This is a genomic window from Eudoraea adriatica DSM 19308 (assembly GCF_000382125.1).
Taxonomy (GTDB): domain Bacteria; phylum Bacteroidota; class Bacteroidia; order Flavobacteriales; family Flavobacteriaceae; genus Eudoraea; species Eudoraea adriatica.
Window position 1 is genome coordinate 17,337 of the sequence record NZ_KB907556.1, and the last position, 23,203, is coordinate 40,539.

Sequence of the window (23,203 nt, forward strand, 5' to 3'; positions counted from 1 at the left end):
TTTTTACTTAAGTTTGTTGCACAAAATTACATGAAAAAAACAGCCTACAGAAATTTATCTCATGGTACACAACAATTAAATAAAACTATTCTTTGAACGAACTTAATTTAGAACTTACCGCGATTAGTCCAAGGGAATTCTTTGGGCACCAAAACGAAAACATCAATCTATTAAAAAAATATTTCCCCAAATTAAAAATAGTTGCAAGAGGAAGCAAAATCAAGGTATTTGGCGATGAACCCCTGCTCGATGAATTTGATAAGAGGTTTCATATGCTCACAGCGCATTTTGCCAAATATAATACCCTTAATGAAAACGTAATTGAACGGGTGCTGGCAAGTAACGGAAATAATGAATACGAATCTTCAGCAAGTAGCGGAGAAATTATTGTACATGGGGTTAATGGCCGCTATATCAAGGCAATTACAGCTAACCAGAGAAAGTTAGTTGATTCTACCGAAAAGAACGACCTTGTATTTGCCATAGGTCCTGCCGGTACCGGTAAAACATATACCGGGGTAGCATTAGCCGTCAGGGCATTAAAAAATAAAGAGGTGAAAAGGATCATTTTAACCCGGCCTGCTGTGGAGGCGGGAGAAAACCTGGGCTTTTTGCCGGGAGATCTGAAAGAAAAGCTGGATCCTTACATGCAACCTCTCTATGACGCACTTCGTGATATGATACCTGGTGAAAAACTTATTCATTACATTGAAAACGGTACAATACAAATTGCGCCGCTTGCTTTTATGCGCGGACGAACTCTGGATCATGCATTTGTAATCCTTGATGAGGCTCAGAATACAACGCATGCCCAAATGAAAATGTTTCTTACCCGTATGGGAAAGAATGCTAAATTTCTAATAACCGGCGACCCCGGGCAAATAGATTTACCAAGAAGGGTAATCTCCGGGCTTAAAGAAGCACTTCTTATCCTTAAAAGTGTCCCCGGCATAGAAATTATTTATTTGGACGATAAGGATGTAATACGGCATAAACTTGTGAAGAAGGTTATAGATGCCTATAAGAATATTGAGCATCAAAACTAAAAGAGAGCTATGCCCGAGACAATCATGACCACAAATTTTAATTTTCCCAACCAGATAGGGGTTTACAAGGGAAAAGTCAGGGAGGTATACCATCTGAAGAATGATATACTCATAATGATAGCAACGGACAGGCTTTCAGCGTTTGATGTAGTTATGCCCAAAGGAATACCCTACAAAGGTCAGATACTAAACCAGATTGCTACAAAAATGATGAGGGCAACTTCAGATATAGTTCCAAATTGGCTGGTTGCCACTCCAGATCCAAATGTAGCTGTTGGACAGGCTTGTCAACCTTTTAAAGTAGAAATGGTTATACGCGGATATCTTTCCGGGCATGCGGCAAGGGAATATAAGGCGGGGAAAAGAATACTCTGCGGTGTTCCAATGCCCGATGGGATGATTGAAAATGACCGGTTTAATGAACCCATAATTACCCCGGCCACCAAGGCGGAGGAGGGAAATCATGATGAGGATATTTCAAAAGAAGATATCATAAAGCGTGGGATTGTTTCAGCGGAGGATTACGCAATACTTGAAAATTACACAAAGGCTTTGTTTAAAAGGGGTACAGAGATTGCAAAAAAAAGAGGTTTACTTCTTGTAGACACCAAATACGAATTTGGTAAAAATAAAGCAGGTGAAATTCTATTAATTGATGAAATTCATACCCCTGATTCTTCGCGATACTTTTATGCAGATGGTTATGATGAAAGGCAGAGCAGGGGGGAAGGTCAAAAACAACTTTCGAAGGAATTTGTGCGACAATGGTTGATCAGTAATGGATTTCAGGGGTTGGAAGGGCAAACTGTTCCAGAGATGACGGACGAATATATTAACCAGGTCTCTGAGCGTTATATAGAGCTTTATCAAAATATTACCGGAGAAACTTTCATAAAGGCAGATCTTTCCAACATACAGCAAAGAATTGAGGATAACGTATTAAATTACCTCGCCAACCAATAATAGTGTTTAAATTTCCTTAAAAGAGCTATTCTTGTCCGGAAGACGGTTTTTAACTTTTTTAGATTTAGGTTGAAGGCATAACCCCTATAACAATTTCTACAAGCCCCATGAAGTTTTTACTGATCAGCTTAATTTTATCCAGAATTTCAATACATATTTGTTTATAACTATTTAATTTTAAAGAGTAGAATAATTTTCAGCAATACAATTAGTTAAATGGTCCAGGCGCCGTGTTCGTTCAGCGTACAAGAAATTGCAGACAAACTCAACAGCAATCTATCTAATGGATTGGACAGGGAAACTGTTTTGAAGCATCGGCAAACATTTGGCCCGAACCAAATTCTGCAAGATGGGCCAAAGAAGCGATGGAAAATTTTAGCCGACCAGTTTATAGACCCAATTATATATATTCTTACGGCTGCTGCAATCCTTGCTTTTTTATTCAGTGATTTATTGGAAGGATTCGCTATCGTTATTGTAATATTTATTTCAGTTGCGATTGGATTTTTTATGGAGCTGCAGGCAGTCCGTTCTCTGGAAGCACTGCGCAAATTGGGTCAGGTTATGACTTCCGTGATTCGCTCGGGCAAAAAGCACAGGATCAAGGCTGCCAGTTTGGTTCCGGGCGACATTGTTCTTTTGGAAACAGGAGATGTAGTTTCTGCGGATGCTCGTTTGATAGAGATCGATAGCCTGTCTGTAAAGGAATCATCTTTAACAGGCGAGAGCATTCCTGTAAGCAAGGATACAGCTATCCTATCTGAAAAAACTCCGGTAACCGATCAAAAAAACATGGTCTTCAGAGGTACAACCATAGTAACCGGATCGGGAAGTGCAATTATTACCGCAACTGGCCAAAATACTGAATTGGGAAAGATCCAGCAAATGGGGGTAATGGCAGAAAAGGAAGCTACACCTTTGGAAAAAAAATTAAAACAACTTGGAAAATGGTTGATCTGGTTAACCTTAATTTTTGTCGTTTTAATTGTTATTGCCGGTATTATACGCGGAAGAGATATAATCCTTATGATTGAAACAGGCGTGGCTTTGGCAGTTGCAGCCATTCCGGAAGGACTGCCCATTGTTGCCACCATTGCTTTAGCCCAGGGGATGCTGCAACTGGCAAAAAAACAGGTTGTCATTAAAAAATTGGAAGCTGTACAATCTTTAGGGGCAACCAATATAATCTGCACAGACAAAACAGGGACACTCACTGAAGATAAAATTAAGGTCCACACTGTTGTTATAGCAAATACCACTTTGACCAATGTAACCCAATATAAAGCCGAAGAGTTCAATATTATAAAGAAAAACGAAGCCTTTAATAAAATGATGCTTACGAGTATTCTTTGTAATAATGTCATTCATTCCGGCTATAGATTGCAGTCGGATTCCATTGAAATAGGGTTGCTGGATTTTGCAGATCAAGCCGGGTATGATATAAAAAACATCCAGATTGAAAATCCTGAAAAATTAGAACTACCCTTTGATGCCAATCGCAAGCTTATGGCCACTGTAAATCTGGGAAAAGATGGTTACCATGTATATGCAAAAGGGGCTTTTGAAAAACTGGTACAATCTTGTACTCATATTCTTGAGGAAGGTCAGGTTAAAAGTTTCGAAACTAAGAAAGAATGGTACCGTAAAGTTGATGATCTTGCGTCTCAGGGGTTTCGTACCCTGGCATTTGCCTATAGGAAAGTAGAAAAAATACCCGAAAAGGAATCCTTGACGAATGGGCTTACGTTTCTGGGTGTAATCGGGTTTATGGACCCTCCAAGAAAAGATGTAAAAGCCATTATAGATATTTACAAGAAAGCGGGAATCAATGTAATTATGGTTACTGGGGATCACCCGAAGACGGCACAAAAAGTCGCAGAGGAAGTGGGACTTTTGGAACCACGGGCTCCAGGTGATAAAGTGATGGAGGGTAAAGATCTTCAAAGCATGAAGCTTACAGAGGAAATGGCTGGTGCGCCATTACTTGAAGCCGCAGTTTTTGCACGAGTTACACCCCGGCAGAAGCTGGACCTTATTACCATGTATCAAAAAAATGCCAATATTGTTGGTATGATAGGGGATGGGATCAACGATGTGCCCGCCCTGAAAAAAGCAGATGTGGGCATTGCCATGGGCATACGAGGCACTGAAGCAGCAAGGGAAGTTGCTGACGTCATTTTAATGAACGATAAGTTTACGGCAATTGAAATGGCCATTCGACAAGGGAGAGTGGTATTGCAGAATATTCGTCAGTTTGCCATTTATCTTTTGTCCTGTAATTTGGCCGAAATTCTGTCCGTAGGCGTTGCCGCTTTGCTAAATCTTCCATCCCCCCTTTTACCCTTGCAAATATTATTTTTGAATTTGGTTACTGATGTCTTCCCTGCTCTGGCACTGGGACTCGGAAAAGGCGAAGAGGATATTATGGAGCAGCCACCCCGCGATCCTAAGGAGCCAATATTAACACGCAAGGATTGGTATGCCACCATGGTCTACGGATTGAGCATAAGTGCATCCGTAATAGGAATTGTGGTCTATGCAAGTTTTGTCCTGAAGTTAAATTGGGACATTATTAATAATATGGCCTTCTATACTTTGGTGTTTGCACAATTGTTTAATGTGTTCAATATGCCGAAGCGGAAGGCGTCTTTTTTTAAGAATGAAGTAACAAAAAACGGATGGGTTTGGGGAGCTATTGCTCTTTCAGTGCTTATTACACTGGGTGCATATCTGGCACCCCCAATTGCTGAGGCCCTGAGCTTATTACCAATATCTCCGGAACAATTGGGTATAACAGTTTTATTCGCTCTTGGTTCCATAGTGCTCGCACAATTGGTTAAGCGATTTAGGGGGTAATATAAAGAAGGATAATTTTTGTCTTCGTTTTATAAGAATTACTGTTTATACGGACCAGCTTACCATAAATTTGATTAAACTATAGAAGATATAGAGTAGGATTAACACAAACCCTTCTCTTTTTTGTAGTCCTTTCTTTCTGCCCAAAAACCAGACAAAGACAATACTTATAAGCAACAACACGGGCATATCGAACCAAAGCACGGCATTGCCCACCTCTATTTGTGAAATGAGCGAGCCAACGCCCAATGGCACCAGGAGATCGAAAATATTACTTCCAACGATATTGCCAACAGAAAGGCTGGCTTTACCGGCAGAAAGTGCCTTAAGTGAAATAGCCAGTTCCGGCAGACTGGTTCCAAGTCCTATGATGATAGCCCCTACAAAAGATTGTTTAACATCCCATTTTTCCACCATAATTAAGGCATTTTCAAGGGTAAGATGGGAACTGAGAATAACGATCCCAAGACTGCCTGCCAGGAATAGTATAGTCAGGGCAATTGGGATAACTTGTTTTTTATCCTTTTCATTTGATCTTTCGTTATCTGCTATTTTCGTTTCCCTTCGGTACAAAGTGAAGATGTACATTAAAAACGCTATAAGCAGCAATGCACCGTCATTCCACGTGATAACATTGTCAAAGGCAACAAGCGCCAGGAGTATTACGGAACCTATAAGCTCTGTTGCTATTTGCCTTTTCTGGATCTCTCCTGTAGTGACATAGTAGAATAAGGCTATGAAACCTATAACAATACTTATTTGCGCAATAGAACTACCAATGGCGTTACCTACGACTACCCCTGACGCATCTGTACCGGCAAGGTTTTTAAAGGCCCCTTCAACGGCTACGACGAGTTCCGGTAAATCTGTGCCAAAGGCCAGAATAGTAAGACCAATGAACAGTTCTGAAATATTGAAATGTCGTGCAATATTTATGGCATTCCTGACTGTTAATTCGGTGCCTAACCATAAGCCCAAAATACCCATAATAAGATATACAAGCGGATCCATCACCTACTGTTTGAAATTTTGTGCCAGGCGGATTTTCGTAAAAGCCATAAATCAGTAACAGGAAATCCTAATCCATGGAAATGATGCCTTTATGTAAGAGCCCCTGCCCATGAACAGAACAAAAACAAAAATCTCATATATCAATCCTTGAGAACAGTTTCCAGGACTTTGTCTTTCTCCAATTTTTGGGTGCAGAAAAACCAATCGGTACAGCTAACTTCCCCGTTTTGTCCTTGCATGCGTTCTTCGGCAGTACCGCAAGATCCGGCAGGTGGCACAATAACATCATCTCCTGGTTGCCAGTCTGCAGGGGTAGCCACAGAGAACTCATCGGCCGTCTGCATTGCAATTAAGGCGCGGTAAATCTCATCAAAATTGCGACCCAAACTCAAAGGATAATATATAATTGCCCGAATAAAGCCATCAGGGTCAATGAAAAAAACAGCCCGTACGGCCTGGGTTTTACTTTCTCCAGGCTGGATCATACCATATTTTTTAGCAATATCCATGGTAATATCTTCTATTAATGGGAATTTAACCTCGATATTTTTCATATCCCTGAATTCAATCTTCTCCTTGATCGTTCTTAACCAGGCAATATGACTATACAAACCATCTATTGAAAGACCAACCAATTTACAGTTTGCTTTACCGAACTTCCCTTCGAGTTTGGCAAAAGTCATAAATTCAGAGGTGCAAACCGGTGTAAAATCTGCAGGGTGGCTAAAAAGGATTACCCATGATCCTTTATAATCTTCCGGGAAATTTATATTTCCCTGAGTTGTCACTGCCCGGAAATCAGGGGCTTTATCTCCAATTCTTGGCATTGGAATCAGTTGTTCTTTTGTTTCTGTAAAAGTTTCCATATTAAGATTTTTTGATTTATAATAATAGTCACACTAATGATCACAAATTTAAAATGCGAATATTTTTTATAAAATGATTTGGGTCATTGTCGCCCCAAACTCGCCTCACTTTTTGAACAGCGCATAATATGATTTTAGTCATTTCGAAAAATTGACTATAAAGTTATATTTGAAGCAAGAGATATTACCTCGGTTACTTGCAATGCAAAGCAGATTCAGGTCGCAATAATCTGAGGATTCTGAATTATTTTGGGCTCATAAAGCAACTTTATTAAACCGCTAAAAAACCTTATGAAAAAATACACTATCAATCTGCCCAACGTTTTCTATTTTTTCGGTTCAACGGCCTTGACCGTCTATTTGCTCATCGAAGGTAGGGTTATTCTTGTTCCATTAATATTTAGTTTTTTTTTGCCTTGATGCTAATGCCCATCGTAGCCTTTTTCGAGGTGAAACTGCGCAATAGGATAATTGCTATTTTAGTTGCTTACCTTGTAGCTGTCGTACCATTATTTGCAGTATTATTTTTCTTTTTCAACCAATCAAGGATCCTGTTCGGCGAGCTACCTTCTATACGCGACAAACTTAGCAATGTGGCCACGCGCTTTATGGAGTGGTTCAACCAACAGTTCAACTTGGACCCGGAAACTTCTTCTAACTGGATTTCAGAAAACTTGCTTACAGCGATAGACATCCCCATTGGCTTGTTGGAGGAAAGTTTTCAATCGGGTACAAGCATCATTGCAAATATAATATTGATTATCCTTATCACTTATTTCATGCTTTTATACAGAACTGCTTTTAAAAATTTTGTTCTTTCACAAATAAATCCCATATACAGAAAAAATACAGAACAACTTTTTGAGCAATTGCAAAAATTAGTCAAACGCTATATGATAGGGCAGGGTCTGGTTATCATCATACTAGGGTTACTTATTGGCTCCGGACTTTGGATAATAGGAGTTCCGTATCCATTCTTTTGGGGGTTTTTGGCAGGTTTTCTGGAACTCATACCCTATGTAGGTACCACCATTGGTGCTATTCTTCCTTTTACCTATATGCTGATAGCTGCGGATACGCTATGGCAACCATGGGCTGTACTGGCATGGTATATCGTTGTACAGCAGTTAGAAGGCAACCTAATCTCGCCAAATGTGATGGGTGCAAGTATAAAGATTAACCCGTTGTTTATTATAATCGGTCTTTTTTTGGGAGCTTTTATCTGGGGTATATCAGGTATGGTATTGGCTCTGCCAATCCTGGCCATTTCAAAAGAGGTATTTAGAAGTTTTGATGTATTGGCGCCTATAAGTTACTTAATGGAAGACGGATTATCAAGGAAGTCAGATATTTTCCTGGAGAAATTTGATAAAGATGAGAACCGATTTTTTAGACTTTTTTTTAAGGATAAAAATGAAAAGTAACAACATCCGGATTTTACCAAAATCGGTGTTTAATTTAAGCTGACCATTTAAATTCAATAAATTTCATGAAGCATGAAGGCAATGATTCTCAATAAGATATCCTCTCTTAAAACAAATCGGCAACCCCTTGAGCTTATTGCCATCCTTTTCCCCGTTGAGTTATGAAGGTTTTACAATCTTCATTTGTCGCATGTTGAGGGGTTTAGAGAATATTCTCTTTCACCATTCTCCTAATAAATTGAATTTATCAAAGTCATATAGGGTTGCTTCCCGAATAAAAAAAGTTATAATTATTATATTTCCATTGCGGGAAATTGCATGATTAAGCAACTAACTTAGCAAGAATTAAACGAATCAGGGGAATATCCTATCGCTTTTCAAAATAGGTAAGAACTGTGCTATTATTTTTACACCTCGTTGGTGATAGTTTTCAAAGTCATTTAACCTTATCAGCTGCCATTCCACCTAAGATTAGCCATGTGTCGCCCAGTTTTTTCCATGTGTGGGTAATCTTAAATGTTTTTTTCTCTAAAATATTATTTTGCTCATCTGTCAAAATTTGATCAAAGTCATAAAATACAATTACCACATCGGCAATAGAATTCACTGCTTTTCTATAAAGTTTAAAACTATATATCCGGCTTTTATCTTCGTGTAATTCTGGAATCCAGGATGCTATTTTACTTTTATCGGATACTCCATTACCAAAGCTTGGATACCCGATAAAATCATTATGCCAAAGCTTTTTGTAAGCAATTGTATCATTTTTACTTGCATAATCCCAGTATAGCTCTTCCATTCGCCAGACTTCGTTTTCGAGATCCTCTTTGTTAATAAGAGGCATGGTTGCTTGTGTATTTTCGGGTTCCTTATTTTTTTCGTTACAACTGGATATTGTAACTAATAAGAATAGCGCATAAGTAACCTGAAGTATTAATTTATGTGATTTCATATTGTTTCTTGTTATATCTTGCCTACTCTAATCGGTTTTCAGCTTACCCATTTGTTTCCTAAATCATAGCCTTGTTGGCGAATGTTCCATTTCTCTGTCTTCATTTCTTATTCTTAAGAAATTCTTGTATTGCTCTTACCAATGCCTCTCTGTTATCATTGAGGGAAAAATGCCCTGCATCCGGTATGATTACAAATCTGGAATCTTCCACCATCTGACTTAGCTTAGTAACTGTCTCTGGACGAGCTTCGTCAAATTCACCTGTTGTGAACAATGCAGGTACTTTTACTTTTCTGAGGCTTTGAACATTATCGTAATTCCTTAATGTGCCTGTTGCAATGAATTCGCTTGGCCCCCACATATAATTATATATGAATGTATTTCTGTTGGACTCCACAGTGTCATATGGATGTTTGACAAGTTCTTTTCTTCGGCCGTGCCTACTAGCAAAGAAGCTATTGGCAGCAATATAGGCATCCGTATCAAAGACACTATCCCTTTCAGCTATGCGAATTGCTGTTTGGATAGAATCCGGAAGTCCCGCTACAAGTTTTGCCGCGTCCTCTGTCCAAATTGGAGTGCTAAAATATGGGCTATTAAATATAATTCCTTTTATACCTTCGGGATGTTGCGTGTAGTATTCAAGTGCCAACGCTGCCCCCCAAGAACTGCCCAGCAAATAGAATTCATTCAGATTTAACTCCGATTTAATTGCTTTCACTTGCTTAACGAACATTTCTACTTTTAGTAAAGTTGTATCCTGATGATGGTCGGATCGTCCTGTTCCTAATTGGTCGAATATGATTACCGGGCGCTCTTTCCCTATTTCGGATAAATTATAATAACTCTTACCCGTACCTCCTGGACCGCCATGTAAACACAGCAAAGGTGTATTGTTACCTTCGCCCATTATTCCGTACCAGATTTTTCCACCTTCTACTTCTACAAATCCTTCCCCTTGCCGGAGAAACGGGTTTGATTGTTTTGAATTAAAAGTACAACTGGAAATTAAAAGTAGTATCAGGATATAATAGTTAGAATTGTTCGTCATATTTATAGTTTTGAAAGGTTTAGATACCTACGATGGATTTACCAATTCTTGTATTTAAGAATTAAAACGGCTGACGGCTTGATATATAATTTCGTTGGCGTTTCAATGCTGTTCATTATAAAGTTAGGATTATATTTAGCAGTTGCATGTAAGCTTGGTAAACCATTCCACCGCGAATGAAATATATGCCGTGTTATCGGTAGTTTTTTGGTTTTATTTATCAGATAGTCATTCTAATTAAATAAATCTCATCTTTGTTTTATAGATTAAAAAATTGGATGTTCTTCTTATTCATTGTAAGTCCTAAAATCCTCCAGGTGTTCTGCAGCTTCTTCCAAATCCATAATCAGGAAACCGAAACCAACACCGGGTTCTGTATTATCTTTTCCTATCTGAAAACTTAAATATTTCCCATCGTCTGATATTACTCCCTGATTGGCCTTGTAGCCCTTATAGTCAGTGAAATAAGTTAGTCTTTGCATTTCACCTGATCCATCTAATTTCAATTTATACAGATCAAGCAGTGGCCAGGCATTTTTGTCGGAGGGTCCGTGTTCGACCAGAGTATGTAAACCGTCAGGAAATATTCCTTCCGGCTCATCGTAGCAGCAGGGAGAGTTAGTGATAGTTCTGTATTCGCCGGTTTCGCTATCTACCATATAAACATCGGTATTATTTCCATTATTAATAGTATAAACAGCAAATGTGACTTTTATATCTTCTGGTGGAACAAGATTTTGTGTTTCAAGACTTGCATGACCCAGTGAAAAAGGTAACTGCTTTGAATCAAAAATCACTCTTTCATTGGCTAATTTGGGTATTCCATCTTGATAAATTATTTCAGCCATTAATAGCTTTGCCCTATTTTTTCCCAACTCAGGTAATTGGCGATCTCTGTGTGTCCAGGCTATTCTCATCTTATTTCTGGAAACAGCTGGCCCTTCAGCACAAAGAGTATTTAAAGGAACCGGGGGTGTTTCACCACTTTTATCCATTACATACAACCAGGTAAGGTCACGTGCTTTATCTCTTTCCTCATTATCTGTAGGATCAAAGAGCGCATTTGGACCGGAAAGTAGAATGTCGCCATTTGATAAATACATGGCCCTGGTAAAACCGTAATGATTAAAATGTCTGGTTTTTGGACGTATTATTCCGGTTGCTAATTCCAATTCATATACTTCGCCCATTGGTTTATCTAAAAAAAGAATGAATCGGCCATCATGAGACCAATCCGGACGTTCCCCAAAACCGCTTACAAGTTTTATATATGGGGGTAAATTATCTATTGGACTGGCGTTTATGAAACCAGTTTCTGTTTTATCATTACCTTGTCCTAAACCACTAATTATCTGTAGAAGAAAGTATAAAAGAAGTATTTGTTGTTGTAAAATAGTCTTTTTTATTTTTTTCATAAAATCGTGTTTTAAAATTATTCCGGATAAAATTTCGTCGGAAATTACTGCTAACAGTGCGTATAAAATGTGCTTTAATGCATTTTATCTTTTTTTACAGCTTTTTTTTAAGTTTTGGCGGTTTTCGAAACTTTGTTCCCTGTTCATATGAATATGCTAGTTTTATTAAAGTAGGCTCATCGTACATCCTTCCCAGAAATTGAAGCCCTGCTGGCAAATTACCATTACTAAAGCCCATCGGAACTGTGAAAGCAGGCTGTCCTGTATGAGGTGCTATAACTTGACTATTATCTCCTTTATACTCATCCTGAAAGTGATCAATAAGTGCAGGTTTGTTATTCCAAGAAGGGTAGATAATGGCATCTAGTTTTAAAGAATCCATAGCATTTTCAATTGCTTCTCTAAACGCGATTCTCAGTTGGTCCTGATAGGCATCCAAACATTCCGTTTCCTGGCCCCCCCACCTGCCATTATTGCCGGCAAAAGTTGCCAGGCGATTACCGGAAAATTCTGAGGTGGTTCCAATTCTAATAATATCCTCCAAAGTTTTAACAGTATCTCTTTTCACATAGGTTGCTAAAAAGGACTCCACATCGGTTCGGAAGGTAGCGCACCATTGGTTTTGTCTCAGGATTGCAAAATCAGGAATTACAAACGGATCAATGATTTCCGCACCTAATGAATCTAAATCTGAAATTGCATTTTCAAATAAAGCCTTTATGTCTGGATCTGCTTCATGATCGCTAAGTTCCCTAAGTATGCCAATTCTGGTGCCTTCTAAACCATTCTTTACCAAATATTTCCTGTAATTATCAGGTGTTTTACCTAAAGAGTTTTTAGTGATAGGGTCTTTTGAATCAAATCCTGCCATAACTTCCATAATCCGTGTGGCATCTTCAACATTACGACACATGGGGCCTACCACATCATTTCTTAAAAACAAGGGAACGATACCTTCTCTGCTGATTAACCCAAGTGTAGTCCTGAATCCCACAAGTGAATTATGTGAAGATGGTCCGCGAATGGAGTTGCCCGTATCAGTACCTAAACCCCCTACCGCAAGATTGGCAGAAATAGCTGCAGCGGTTCCTCCACTTGATCCCGCCGGGACATAATCGAGGTTGTAAGGATTGCGGGTTATGCCACCCGTAGAACTTTCAGTATGCATAGGAGAAAAGGCCCATTCAGCCATGTTTGATTTTGCAAGTATTATTGCTCCAGCTTCTACTAATTTTTTTATAACAAAAGCGTTTTCCTCTGGAATAAAATCTTGAAGTGCAAAAGCTCCGGCACTTGTTGGCAATCCGATAGTATTAATATTGTCTTTTACAATAATTGGAATGCCATGTAGCGGGCGTAATACTTTTGTCTTCTGGTATTCCTGATCAAGAGCCTTGGCTGTGTGCAGCGCATTTGGATTTATGATGGTAATGGCATTGATTTCGTCATCAGCTTCCCCGATAGCAGATAAATATGCTTCAACTAAATTTTGACTGTTGTAAGAGCCATCAGCATATGCCTTGTGAATCCCGACGATTGTCAGTTCTTCTATATCGATATTTACTTGTTGATCAGCTACTTGGCATACACTGACGTAGAAAGACAGTATCGTAAAAGTTGAAAAGGCTGTAAGTTTATTCATTTTATATATTGGCTATAACCTTTGGTATAAAAATACTAACTGATTGCGTGGCAACTTCCCGTCAAGTTTCAAGAAAGCTAAAGCCGGCTACAAAGTCAGAATTTATTACTATCTCGGCTATTATTTTGATTTTATTCTTTACTGCAATATATGTTATTTGATACAGATGTTTTCAAGAACTTAAAATGATTTCGTTACGATTTGTTCAGGTTTAAAGTATGATGAACCTTTATGCCGTAAATCAAGTGATTGCAACTGTCATCCTCCCGCTAATTTAAAGCAAATTCCACGGCACTTTCGGCGTGAATTCTGGTAGTATCAAACGTGGGGATAGTTACATCACGACTTTTTATTAATAATGGAATTTCCGTACAGCCCAATATTACACCTTCAGCACCATTTTTTATTGAATCATTGATTATTCTCTGATACGTTCTTTTTGATGAGGATTCTATTTTTCCATGAACGAGTTCCTTATATATTATCTTATGAACAATTTCCCGATCCATTTCATTGGGTATGATTACTTCGATATCAAAATCGTTTCTTAGAATTTCCCTGAAAAAATCCTTTTCCATTGTAAATTTGGTTCCAAGCAATAGCACTTTTTTGAGTTTTTCTAATTTAATTTTTTTTCCGGTTGCTTCCGCAATATGCAAAAAAGGAAGATTCACATTTTTTATTATCTCTACAGAACATAAATGCATTGTATTTGTGCATAATATAATAAGTTCAGCTCCGGCATTTTCTAAATTCCCTGCAGCGTCAACCATAATGCTATTTAGAGATTCCCAGTCGCCTTTATGTTGTAGTTTTTCTATTTCAGCGAAATCAACGGACTCCATAATACACTTAGCTGAGTGAAATCCTCCTGAAATTTCACGTACCCTCTCATTTATGATTTTATAATAAACCAGGGAAGACTCCCAGCTCATTCCCCCAATTAACCCTATTTTTTTCATATATAATTTCAAGCATGTTACCGTCTATTTTATATTAATTTGAAGTTTGGTCAATGAATTCATCCACATCTTTTTTGAACTTTTCCATGGATGGCTCATGTATATACATCATATGACCCGCTTCGTAATATTTCATGATGATGTTTTTCTTTAAGTCAGCATCCAAACCCATATGATTTATAGAATGTTCTACGCCATAAAAGACGGTTGCCAAATCGTAATATCCATTGAGAATAAGTATTTTTAGATTTGGATTTCTTTTCATTGCGGAAGTCATATCAGGCAAAGTGCTTACAGCGACTTGCGCATTCCAAATTATATTTCCGCTATGATTCCAGTCCCATTTAAAATCTTTTCTTGAACCTGTCGTTGTGATATAGCTCAAATCTTTTCTAACCTTCAAATCATTATATAAATAGTCTTTGTAGGCTGCAATGTAGGGTGGAGAAATAGCATCTCCCTGGGGATCGGTCAAGGCAACCTGAGATAGCAGATCTTCATTGATACCAGTAAATCTGGAATCCAGCCTGCCCACGGTAAGGCCTTCTTTGCGAAATAATTCCTGAAAAAACTCACCATTCGTAACGCGTAAATCAGCCTTTAACCAATAGTCCTTGCTTAAACCCGAAAAATCTTCTAGTTTTTGTGCAATAACCGCTTTTTCAGCTGCAGTCAGTTTATCTCCTTTAAGAAGAGCTGATGCGTAATCCTCTTCAGTGAAACTGCGTACATTATTTAAAAATGATTCCAGATTTTCCCCCTTATCTTTTACCCTATTATGATACCATGCAGTGGAAGCATAGGTAGGAAAATGTACTAAATATGAAATATCATCCCCCGGGCCAAAAAGTAAATGCTGTAATTCAAACACGGCGGAAACCATAATTACTCCGTTCATAGCGATACCTTTATCCTGTAAAAACTTTACCAGACCAGCATTTCTAAAGGTCCCATAACTTTCACCCAACAAATATTTGGGAGCGTTAAATTTTTCGGACCGGATAATAAATTGTTCTATAAAAAGTCCGATACTTCGTATGTCCTGATCTACTCCCCAGAAATCTTTCCATTTTGACTCGCCTATGGGTTTACTAAAGCCAACACCAATTGGATCTATCATAACTAAATCGGCTTTATCCAGAATTGAAAACTCATTGTTGACAAATTTATAAGGAGCAGGCTTTGTGTAGTCCGGGTCATTTATTTCAACCCGCTTTGGGCCTAAAATTCCAAAGTGTAACCAGAAGGATGCTGACAGAGGCCCCCCATTAAAAGCAAAAACGATGGGTCTGTTTTCATTTGAGCCTGCTTTCTTATAATGTGTGAAGCCAAATAATGCAATTGGCTTATCATTTTCATCCCGCAGTTGAACTGTACCTGTTTCAGTATCCAGATTTATAGTTCTGCCATTAATTGAGACAGATTGGGTGGAAGTAAATATTTCGCCCAACGGCAATTCCTTTTTTTCGGTTTGTTCCTGAGAGAATGATGTTAGTGTAAAAAGGATAAACAAGGCAGTAAATAAATAGTTTTTCATAATATGGAAAGGTGAGATAAATTCTTGTGTTAGTTAAGTTTTATAAAAATTGCACAAATCGGACTTATAAAATAAGTTCATTGTCCTATGGCCGAAGTTAGTTATTATCATTTTAAGCTTGTACTAACCTTATTTTTTTTTAATTACAGTTCAATGGATTTCAATATTTCTTCCTTTTTTGGTAACGAGCTGTTCCCTCCTGATACCAGTGCTTTATAACAAAAAAAAGCGCTTTGTCTTTAATCCCCTCTCATGCCTTTCAAAGATTCGAAAGCCCACAAGTAGTAATGTACAAAAAAACCCAGGATGGAAACCCTGGGTTTATTGTTTTAATAAGTAGCGAGAGGGAGACTTGAACTCCCGACCTCAGGGTTATGAATCCTGCGCTCTAACCACCTGAGCTACCTCGCCATAGATTTCAAAATGGCTGCAAATATAAAGGTTAATTTCTTGTCCGTCAAAATTCAGTGATCAAAATTAATATGTCAGTTTTATTTTTTTATCATATATAAATATATATATTGTCCAACCTAAATATGTTGTGGAATGAGTGATAAATTAAAATTTGAAATTGAGTTTGTAATACAGTCCTCCCCCCAGTTGTTATACCAGTATCTGTCAACACCATCAGGACTGTCTGAATGGTTTGCAGACAATGTGAATTCCCGTGGCGAAATTTTTAATTTCATGTGGGATGGCTCTGAAGAGCAGGCCAAACTATTGAAAAAGAAAAGCGATGAGTTTGTTAAGTTTAGCTGGGCCGAGAGTGAGGATGATAGTTTTTTTGAGATGCGGATTATAGTAGATGAAATTACAAAAGATGTTTCTCTTTTTATAACGGATTTTGCTGAAGAGGATGAGATTGACGAAGCAAAGATGTTATGGACCAACCAGGTCTCGGATCTTAAACAAGTGTTAGGTTCAAAGTAATATTAAATCAATATTAACAGTATATTTGGCCTTGATTTTCAAGGCCTTTTTTTATGGTTAATTACAACGGACAAATAGTAGATGACAAAGAACTTTATCTCAATGTGAATAACAGGGGATTGCTTTTTGGCGATGCCCTATTTGAAACGCTTAGGGTTGTGAACGGAAAGCTTATCTTCTGGGAAGATCATTATTTAAGTCTAATGTCGGCCATGCGGATTTTGAGGATGGAGATACCCATGTCTTTTACGATGGAATTTTTGGAAGGGCAAATTTTAATGCTACTTCCGGAAGAACAAAAAACCAGGTCAGCTAAAATAAGGATTACCGTTTTTAGAAAAAACGGAGGCTTATATACACCGGAAAGCAATGATGTATCTTATCTTATTTCCGCAGATCCTCTGACGAATCCATATTATATCTTAAAAGAGGAAAGTTATGAGGTGGAATTATTTAAAGATTTTACGTTGAGCAAAAACATGCTTTCCAATCTTAAGACCAACAATAGAATCCTGAATGTAGTGGGTAGTATTTATGCAAAGGAAAACGGGTATCACAATTGTTTGATGCTCAATGATACCAAATCTGTCGCGGAGGCGCTAGATGGAAATATTTTCCTTGTAAAAGGCAATGTTTTGCGAACACCACCTTTGGGAGACGGCTGTATTAAGGGAATAATAAGAAAAAAGATTCTGGATATTCTTAACAAAGTTGACACGTATGAATGTCTGGAAGAGTCAATTTCCCCATTTGAACTACAACAAGCCGATGAACTGTTTATCACAAACAGCCGCAATGGAATACAGCCAATTTCAAAATACAGAAAGAAAACTTTCGGGAATATAGTAGCCAGGGATATACTGGGTAAATTAAATGCTGCTGCGAGATTTAATTAAGGCCTGGATTTTCGGGGGCATTGGACCACAATAAATAATCGCCACCTAGTTCCAGCATTTTTTCTCTCCAGAATTCAAGTGTAGATTTTTCAATGATATTGCTCTCGTATTTATTCTTTACAACAATCCATGATTTCGAATCCAGCTCCTGATCTAGTTGCAGTGAAGACCAGCCGGAATAACCGAGAAAAAATCTAATGTCCGCGTTCGTGATTACTTTTTGGTTAATGAGTTGTACAGTTTTATCAAAATCTCCACCCCAAAAAATTCCATTCGAGATTTCAATACTATTGTCAATTAGGTGGGGTACTTTGTGAATAAAATATAGATTGTCCTGTTCTACCGGACCCCCGTTGAATATCTGAAAAGGGACGTCTATGCCCTCAACAAGATCGCTGATATCATAATTCAAGGGTTTGTTAAGAATAAAACCTACAGAACCTTCATCATTATGCTCAGCCAAAAGGACAACAGACCGGTTAAAAGAAACATCTCCTGTCAGTGCCGGTTCTGCAATTAGTAATTTCCCTTTTTGAGGCTTTAAACTTATCATAACTTTGTTAGTACAATCTAAAATAAGATAAATCTATTTAATAACAAAAAGCACTATAAATTAAAAAAGCGCCCCGAAATTGGGAGCGCTTTCATATATTTTTAAAGGATGGCTTAGTTTACAGCACTGCTTAAATCCGAACCTGCTTTAAATTTAACTACATTCTTAGCTGGAATTTGAATAGTCTTACCTGTAGAAGGGTTTCTGCCTTCTCTAGCATTTCTTCTAGACACAGACCAGGATCCAAAACCTACTAGAGATACTCTATTCCCTTTCTTAAGAGAACCTTCTACATTACCTAAGAAAGACTCCAAAGCCTTTTTTGCTGCTGCTTTAGTGATGCCTGCACTAGCTGCCATGGCATCAATTAATTCTGTTTTGTTCATAATTTAATTAAATTAATTGTTGTTAAATAATTTTAAGCTTAAACAAATTTATACGGATTTGCGGTTAAGACAAGTAAAACTGGGGTAAATCAACGTTTTTGTTGATAACTTAAAACGTTTGTTGATAAAGTTGGCCTTTTTTGGGTGATTCTCCCAGCCCAATGGTAACGGGCCTTTAGGTCATATAGGCCGATTCCTTGATTTTCAGACCATTTAAAACATCCCCAACAGCCATTTTTCGCTTGCCTGGCAGTTGCAATTCCAATAGGTAAATATAACCCCCGGGAGTTGCAACTTTTAATTCCTTTTTAGTGGACTTTATAGTTCCAGGCTTAAAATTATGTGCTTCTTTTTGCCATTTAGACTTGTATATTTTAATTGGAATTAATTCATCGTTATTTTTCAAATTGGTCCACGCAGTTGGGAACGGACTTAAACCCCTGATATGATTATAGATTTTCCTAGCGGATTCTTCCCAATTTATTTTACAGGTTTCCTTATTTAGTTTATCTGCAGTTTTAAATTGGCTTTCCTGGGGTTGTTTTTGTGTTACTACCTGGTCATTTTCAATAAGGGATACCGTTTTTAAAACAAGTTGGGCTCCCATATTCATTAATCTGTCGTGTAAATCGCCCGCAGTATCTTCTGGTCCAATTTTAGTTTTTTCCTGAAGAATAAGCTCTCCTGTATCTATTTTCTCATTGATATAAAAAGTAGTAACACCTGTTTCCCTCTCACCATTAATAATAGCCCAGTTAATGGGGGCCGCCCCTCTGTAGTGAGGTAATAATGAAGCATGAAGGTTAAATGTTCCATATTCGGGCATTGCCCATACCTCTTTTGGCAGCATTCTGAACGCTACCACAATTTGAAGGTTGGCCTTTAGTGAACCCAGATCATCAAGAAATACCTTATCCTTTAGATTGTTGGGCTGCATAATATGCAGACCGGCTTTTTTGGCATATTGCTTAACCGCAGATTCATGTAATTTGCGACCTCTTCCCGCAGGTTTATCGGGTGCAGTAATTACGCCGACAACCTGATAGCCCTTTTGCACCAGCATATCTAGTGTTGCAACTGCAAAATCCGGGGTTCCCATAAATACAATTCTCAAGTTTCTCATCTTAGCAGCTTATATTCATTTTTTGAATTTATACTAATATTTCCATCTTCAAGTAATTTTTGAAGTACTCGCAATATCAAAAGTTCATTTTGCGGTAAATCCTGAATAATAGTCCTCGAACTGCTTTCTCTCTGCTCTAGCAGTGAAATTATATCGCTTTTTATTTCAAGAAAGTTTTGTTTATCCAGTTTTTCCGGAGTATTGCAGACATCACAATTATTGCAATTCTGGTCGCTCTTTTCTCCAAAGTAGGATAGTAACTGACGATTTCTGCAAACGCGGTTATTATTAATGTAAGCAAGCATACTAGCTACTTTGCTTGTTTTGGTCTGCAATTGCATTTCAACCTTTTGAGAAAAATTATTAATTGTTAAGTCATCTTCCCTTGGTACCAGGAATACAAGCTCCAGATCTCTGTTTTTTGCCTTCAGATCTATGATCTTATCTTTCTCCAGTTGAGCAAGGGTATTTACTATTTTATCTTCCGGGAGCCCTGCTTTTTTCGAAATCAACAACGTATTTATTTTCGTTTCAAAATCGAAAATTCCCCCATATGTCCTTAAAATAGTTTGCACTAATGGTGCAAGTCGCTGATATCTCTCCAAATAGTCCAGAAGATCCTTTTTAGAAACTAAAAATTGAACGGTTGTATTACGTGAAAAATTCTGTGATAAAGATATTACCGAATTCTGATCAAGAACGCGTAACCCGTTGTATGCCATTGCCGAATTAAGTTCATAGTGATGGCAGAATTCTTCAAACCGGAACTGAAAGGTTTCTTCAGGCAGTGTTCCATAAGGTATTTGAAAATAATTATTTAGCTTATTGTAAAGTAATTTCAAAAAGGTAATATCAGGCAATACCTTCAAAAACTGATTTTTTAGTTGTATTTCATCATCCTTGTTAGTTATTAAAATCGCTTCTGCGGGCAGTCCGTTACGGCCCGCTCTTCCTGCTTCCTGATAGTAGTTCTCTATGCTTTCCGGTATTTGATAATGAATTACCAGGGATACATCGGCTTTATCGATTCCCATTCCAAAAGCATTTGTGGCCACCATTATTCTTACTTCATTGCTAAGCCACATAGTTAGTTTCTTTTCCTTTTCTTCTTTTGGTATGCCTCCGTGGTAATAGGTCGCGGATATATTTTTTCTTTGCAGATAAGAAGTAAGTACCTGTGTCATTTTTCTGCTGCGCACATAGACAATGGCACTTTTATCAGAATTTTTGCATAATTCAAATAAGCGCCGCTGTTTATCCTCTTCCCAAATAACCCCAAAATATATATTTTTCCTGTTAAATGAATCTTTGAATACCTGATACTCTTTAAACCGAAGATTCTGTGTAATATCATCAGCAACTTTTGCCGTAGCTGTAGCCGTAAGAGCAATTACCGGAACTTCGGGCTTTATATCCCGCAATAGCGCACAATTTAAATAGGCAGGTCGAAAGTCATTTCCCCATTCAGATATACAATGCGCCTCATCTATTGCCAAAAGGCTAATCTGCATTTGGGCAATCCTGTCTTTTACAATTTCCTGTTGCAAACGCTCCGGAGACAGGTATAAGAATTTGTAATTCCCATAAACACAGTTGTCTAACAGATTATTTAATTCTTCTTTGGAAATACCTCCTGTCAGGGCAACAGATTTAATCCCTGAATCCTTTAATTGCTGTACCTGGTTTTGAATAAGGGCTATCAAAGGCGAAACCACAATACATAATCCCTCAAAGGCCATGGCCGGAATTTGATAACATAAAGATTTTCCTCCCCCTGTTGGTAAAAGTGCAAGCACATCTTTACCAGACAACACAGCATCTATAATAGGTTTCTGAGACCCTTTAAAATTTTGATATCCCCAATATTTTTTTAAGATTTCTTGCGGGTCCTTCATTAATTACTTTCCTTCAACTCGTTTAAAATAAAAGATATACGATCTTTTACGGTACCGGTTGGGACCCGGACCGGGTAATAATCATATTTAATATAGGTACGCTCCAGGTGATCGTGAATTTCAATAGCTTCCTCAAAACTTTCCAGTCTTTCATTATCAGATACATAGATCTTTTCCCATGGCGGCAGTATCAAAACTTTATCATATCTTCTGCTGGTGCAGGCTTCTTCAAATTCAAGGGTGTAGCTTTGGTTAAAATAATCCATGTAAGCCAGTACATCCGGAATACCACGATCAAAAAAAACACAGGAACTTTTAACAGATTTAGATTTACTGTACTGTTGCATCCTGCCGTTAAGAATCCGTTGGTTAAATTCGAAAGGATCTTTGACAAAAGTAAGCGGATTTGAAACAAAGGATTCAGGATCACCCTCTTTTTTTGCTTCAAGAGTCATTGTTCTAACGATCTCATGAAAACAATGATGTCCAATAGCTTCAAGATGTTGTATAATGACCGTTTTTCCTGTGCTCGGCCCACCAGTAATAACTACCTTTTTCGATTTCAAACATTAAATTTTACACTCACAAAAGTAATCAATGCAGGCAAGCTTAAAAAATTGATTGTGAAGCTTTATATTTGTAAAAACTTTTAAATGGATACTGAGAAATCGGACGATTTTTACCTTAGGCTAAAAGAAGAATTGCTTAAAAGCAATAGCTGGCCTTCAGATTACCTGTATAAATTCATAGTACCAACAGATCGTGATAAGATCACTCAAATAGAGGTGATATTTGATAATACCGGGGCAGTAATTGAATCCAAACAATCCAGCAAGGGTAAATATACGAGCCTTTCCATTATGGTAAATCTTGCAAATCCTGATGCGGTTATAGAGAAATATAAAGAAGTTGGCCTCATTGAGGGCGTAATATCTTTGTAAACTGGGATAACTGGGATAATTTTCCTAATTTGCCACCGTTATAGATATACTTCCTTTACATATTTAATCAGAATTACATAGAAATTTGAATACAGTAGAAAACTTAGAATACAATACTGAGCGCGAAAAGCTTATTATTCCCGAATACGGCCGTCATTTTCAGAAAATGGTGGATCATGCCGTTTCCATTGAAGACGATGAGAAGAGAAATGAAGTAGCAAAGGCTATTATTAGTGTCATGGGTAACCTTCAACCACATTTGAGGGATGTTCCTGACTTTCAGCATAAACTTTGGGATCAATTGTTTATTATGTCTGACTTTAAGCTGGATGTTGAATCACCTTTCCCCATAACTTCAAAAGAATTATTGCAAGCAAGACCCGAACCCTTGGAATACCCTCAAAATCATCCTAAATACCGCTTTTACGGGAACAATATAAAGCGAATGATTGATGTGGCTATTGGATGGGATGAAGGCGATAAACGGGCAGGATTGGAGTATGCGATAGCAAATCACATGAAGAAATGCTACCTTAACTGGAATAAGGATACGGTAGAGGACAAGGCTATTTTTAAGCACCTCTATGAGTTAAGTCATGGCAAAATAGATTTGGCATCCGATGGTGTGAGCCTTACGGATAGCGGACAGTTTCTTAAAAGCCGGATTTCAAAATCCAACAGAACCGGATCTTCAAAAAAGAGTCAGCGAAATTCTGGCAGAGGTAAAAAGCGATATTAAATACTTCTTGCTTAA

21 protein-coding genes and 1 tRNA gene are annotated in these 23,203 nt (G+C 37.9%); 8 read left to right on the plus strand and 14 right to left on the minus strand.

Annotated elements, in window-relative coordinates; genetic code table 11:
* The first annotated feature begins 92 nt into the window (after positions 1-92).
* The 3 genes from G504_RS0117570 (at position 93) to G504_RS0117580 (ending at position 4,865) form a co-directional block, all read left to right on the plus strand.
* Complete coding sequence (locus G504_RS0117570) at positions 93-1,046, plus strand: PhoH family protein (RefSeq protein ID WP_019671509.1); 954 nt, start codon at positions 93-95, stop codon at positions 1,044-1,046.
* Positions 1,047-1,055: 9 nt separating this feature from the next.
* Complete coding sequence (locus G504_RS0117575) at positions 1,056-2,009, plus strand: phosphoribosylaminoimidazolesuccinocarboxamide synthase (protein WP_019671510.1); 954 nt, start codon at positions 1,056-1,058, stop codon at positions 2,007-2,009.
* 216 nt (positions 2,010-2,225) lie between these two features.
* Complete coding sequence (locus G504_RS0117580; protein WP_019671511.1) at positions 2,226-4,865, plus strand: cation-translocating P-type ATPase; 2,640 nt, start codon at positions 2,226-2,228, stop codon at positions 4,863-4,865.
* Positions 4,866-4,910: 45 nt separating this feature from the next.
* Here G504_RS0117580 and G504_RS0117585 read toward each other — a convergent pair whose 3' ends face one another.
* A complete protein-coding gene (locus G504_RS0117585; RefSeq protein ID WP_026348679.1) occupies positions 4,911-5,876 on the minus strand; it encodes a calcium/sodium antiporter in 966 nt (321 codons plus the stop codon).
* Between the two features lie 140 nt (positions 5,877-6,016).
* On the minus strand, positions 6,017-6,742 hold the full coding sequence (locus G504_RS0117590) for a peroxiredoxin (protein ID WP_019671513.1): 726 nt from the start codon (positions 6,740-6,742) through the stop codon (positions 6,017-6,019).
* 416 nt (positions 6,743-7,158) lie between these two features.
* On the opposite strand from G504_RS0117590, the gene G504_RS0117595 reads away from it, so the two are divergent.
* Positions 7,159-8,166, plus strand: a complete 1,008-nt coding sequence (locus G504_RS0117595) for an AI-2E family transporter (RefSeq protein ID WP_316928677.1) — start codon at positions 7,159-7,161, stop codon at positions 8,164-8,166.
* Positions 8,167-8,602: 436 nt separating this feature from the next.
* On the opposite strand, the gene G504_RS0117600 is transcribed toward G504_RS0117595, so the two are convergent.
* The 7 genes from G504_RS0117600 to G504_RS0117635 all read right to left on the minus strand — a co-directional run bounded on the left by G504_RS0117600 (position 8,603) and on the right by G504_RS0117635 (position 16,136).
* Entirely contained in the window at positions 8,603-9,118 is a 516-nt protein-coding gene (locus G504_RS0117600) for a nuclear transport factor 2 family protein (protein WP_019671515.1), read from the minus strand.
* 100 nt (positions 9,119-9,218) lie between these two features.
* On the minus strand, positions 9,219-10,169 hold the full coding sequence (locus G504_RS0117605; protein WP_019671516.1) for a proline iminopeptidase-family hydrolase: 951 nt from the start codon (positions 10,167-10,169) through the stop codon (positions 9,219-9,221).
* A gap of 287 nt (positions 10,170-10,456) precedes the next feature.
* On the minus strand, positions 10,457-11,584 hold the full coding sequence (locus G504_RS0117610) for a TolB-like translocation protein (RefSeq protein ID WP_019671517.1): 1,128 nt from the start codon (positions 11,582-11,584) through the stop codon (positions 10,457-10,459).
* A 94-nt stretch (positions 11,585-11,678) separates the two neighbouring features.
* The gene (locus G504_RS0117615; protein WP_019671518.1) at positions 11,679-13,226 is read right to left on the minus strand and encodes an amidase; all 1,548 of its coding nucleotides are present in this window, start codon (positions 13,224-13,226) and stop codon (positions 11,679-11,681) included.
* A 269-nt stretch (positions 13,227-13,495) separates the two neighbouring features.
* Positions 13,496-14,188 (minus strand): aspartate/glutamate racemase family protein, encoded by a 693-nt coding sequence (locus tag G504_RS0117620; protein ID WP_019671519.1) that lies wholly within the window; start codon positions 14,186-14,188, stop codon positions 13,496-13,498.
* A gap of 34 nt (positions 14,189-14,222) precedes the next feature.
* A complete protein-coding gene (locus G504_RS0117625; protein ID WP_019671520.1) occupies positions 14,223-15,725 on the minus strand; it encodes a S10 family peptidase in 1,503 nt (500 codons plus the stop codon).
* A gap of 337 nt (positions 15,726-16,062) precedes the next feature.
* Positions 16,063-16,136, minus strand: a tRNA-Met gene (locus G504_RS0117635).
* A 135-nt stretch (positions 16,137-16,271) separates the two neighbouring features.
* On the opposite strand from G504_RS0117635, the gene G504_RS0117640 reads away from it, so the two are divergent.
* Positions 16,272-16,655, plus strand: a complete 384-nt coding sequence (locus tag G504_RS0117640) for an START-like domain-containing protein (RefSeq protein ID WP_019671522.1) — start codon at positions 16,272-16,274, stop codon at positions 16,653-16,655.
* 53 nt (positions 16,656-16,708) lie between these two features.
* Positions 16,709-17,551 carry an aminotransferase class IV gene (locus tag G504_RS0117645; protein ID WP_019671523.1) on the plus strand — a complete coding sequence of 281 codons (843 nt, stop codon included), beginning with the start codon at positions 16,709-16,711 and terminating at the stop codon, positions 17,549-17,551.
* Here G504_RS0117645 and G504_RS0117650 read toward each other — a convergent pair.
* The 5 genes from G504_RS0117650 to G504_RS0117670 form a co-directional block, all read right to left on the minus strand.
* Positions 17,544-18,104 carry a YqgE/AlgH family protein gene (locus G504_RS0117650; protein WP_019671524.1) on the minus strand — a complete coding sequence of 187 codons (561 nt, stop codon included), beginning with the start codon at positions 18,102-18,104 and terminating at the stop codon, positions 17,544-17,546. The genes G504_RS0117645 and G504_RS0117650 overlap by 8 nt on opposite strands.
* Before the next feature lie 113 nt (positions 18,105-18,217).
* Positions 18,218-18,490 (minus strand): HU family DNA-binding protein, encoded by a 273-nt coding sequence (locus tag G504_RS0117655; RefSeq protein ID WP_019671525.1) that lies wholly within the window; start codon positions 18,488-18,490, stop codon positions 18,218-18,220.
* A 175-nt stretch (positions 18,491-18,665) separates the two neighbouring features.
* Positions 18,666-19,613 carry a methionyl-tRNA formyltransferase gene (gene fmt, locus G504_RS0117660; protein ID WP_019671526.1) on the minus strand — a complete coding sequence of 316 codons (948 nt, stop codon included), beginning with the start codon at positions 19,611-19,613 and terminating at the stop codon, positions 18,666-18,668.
* The gene (locus G504_RS0117665; protein ID WP_019671527.1) at positions 19,610-21,508 is read right to left on the minus strand and encodes a RecQ family ATP-dependent DNA helicase; all 1,899 of its coding nucleotides are present in this window, start codon (positions 21,506-21,508) and stop codon (positions 19,610-19,612) included. Before G504_RS0117665 ends, fmt begins: the two co-directional genes overlap by 4 nt.
* Positions 21,508-22,074: an AAA family ATPase gene (locus G504_RS0117670; RefSeq protein WP_026348682.1), complete on the minus strand. Its 567-nt coding sequence runs from the start codon at positions 22,072-22,074 to the stop codon at positions 21,508-21,510. The genes G504_RS0117665 and G504_RS0117670 overlap by 1 nt, the downstream gene beginning before the upstream one ends.
* An 87-nt stretch (positions 22,075-22,161) precedes the next feature.
* Here G504_RS0117670 and G504_RS0117675 point away from each other — a divergent pair, with 87 nt between their 5' ends.
* Together G504_RS0117675 and G504_RS0117680 are read left to right on the plus strand one after the other, a co-directional pair.
* Positions 22,162-22,449, plus strand: coding sequence for a DUF493 family protein (locus tag G504_RS0117675; protein ID WP_019671529.1), 288 nt, complete (start codon positions 22,162-22,164; stop codon positions 22,447-22,449).
* A gap of 85 nt (positions 22,450-22,534) precedes the next feature.
* On the plus strand, positions 22,535-23,188 hold the full coding sequence (locus G504_RS0117680; protein ID WP_019671530.1) for a DUF4290 domain-containing protein: 654 nt from the start codon (positions 22,535-22,537) through the stop codon (positions 23,186-23,188).
* The last annotated feature ends 15 nt before the right edge of the window (positions 23,189-23,203 follow it).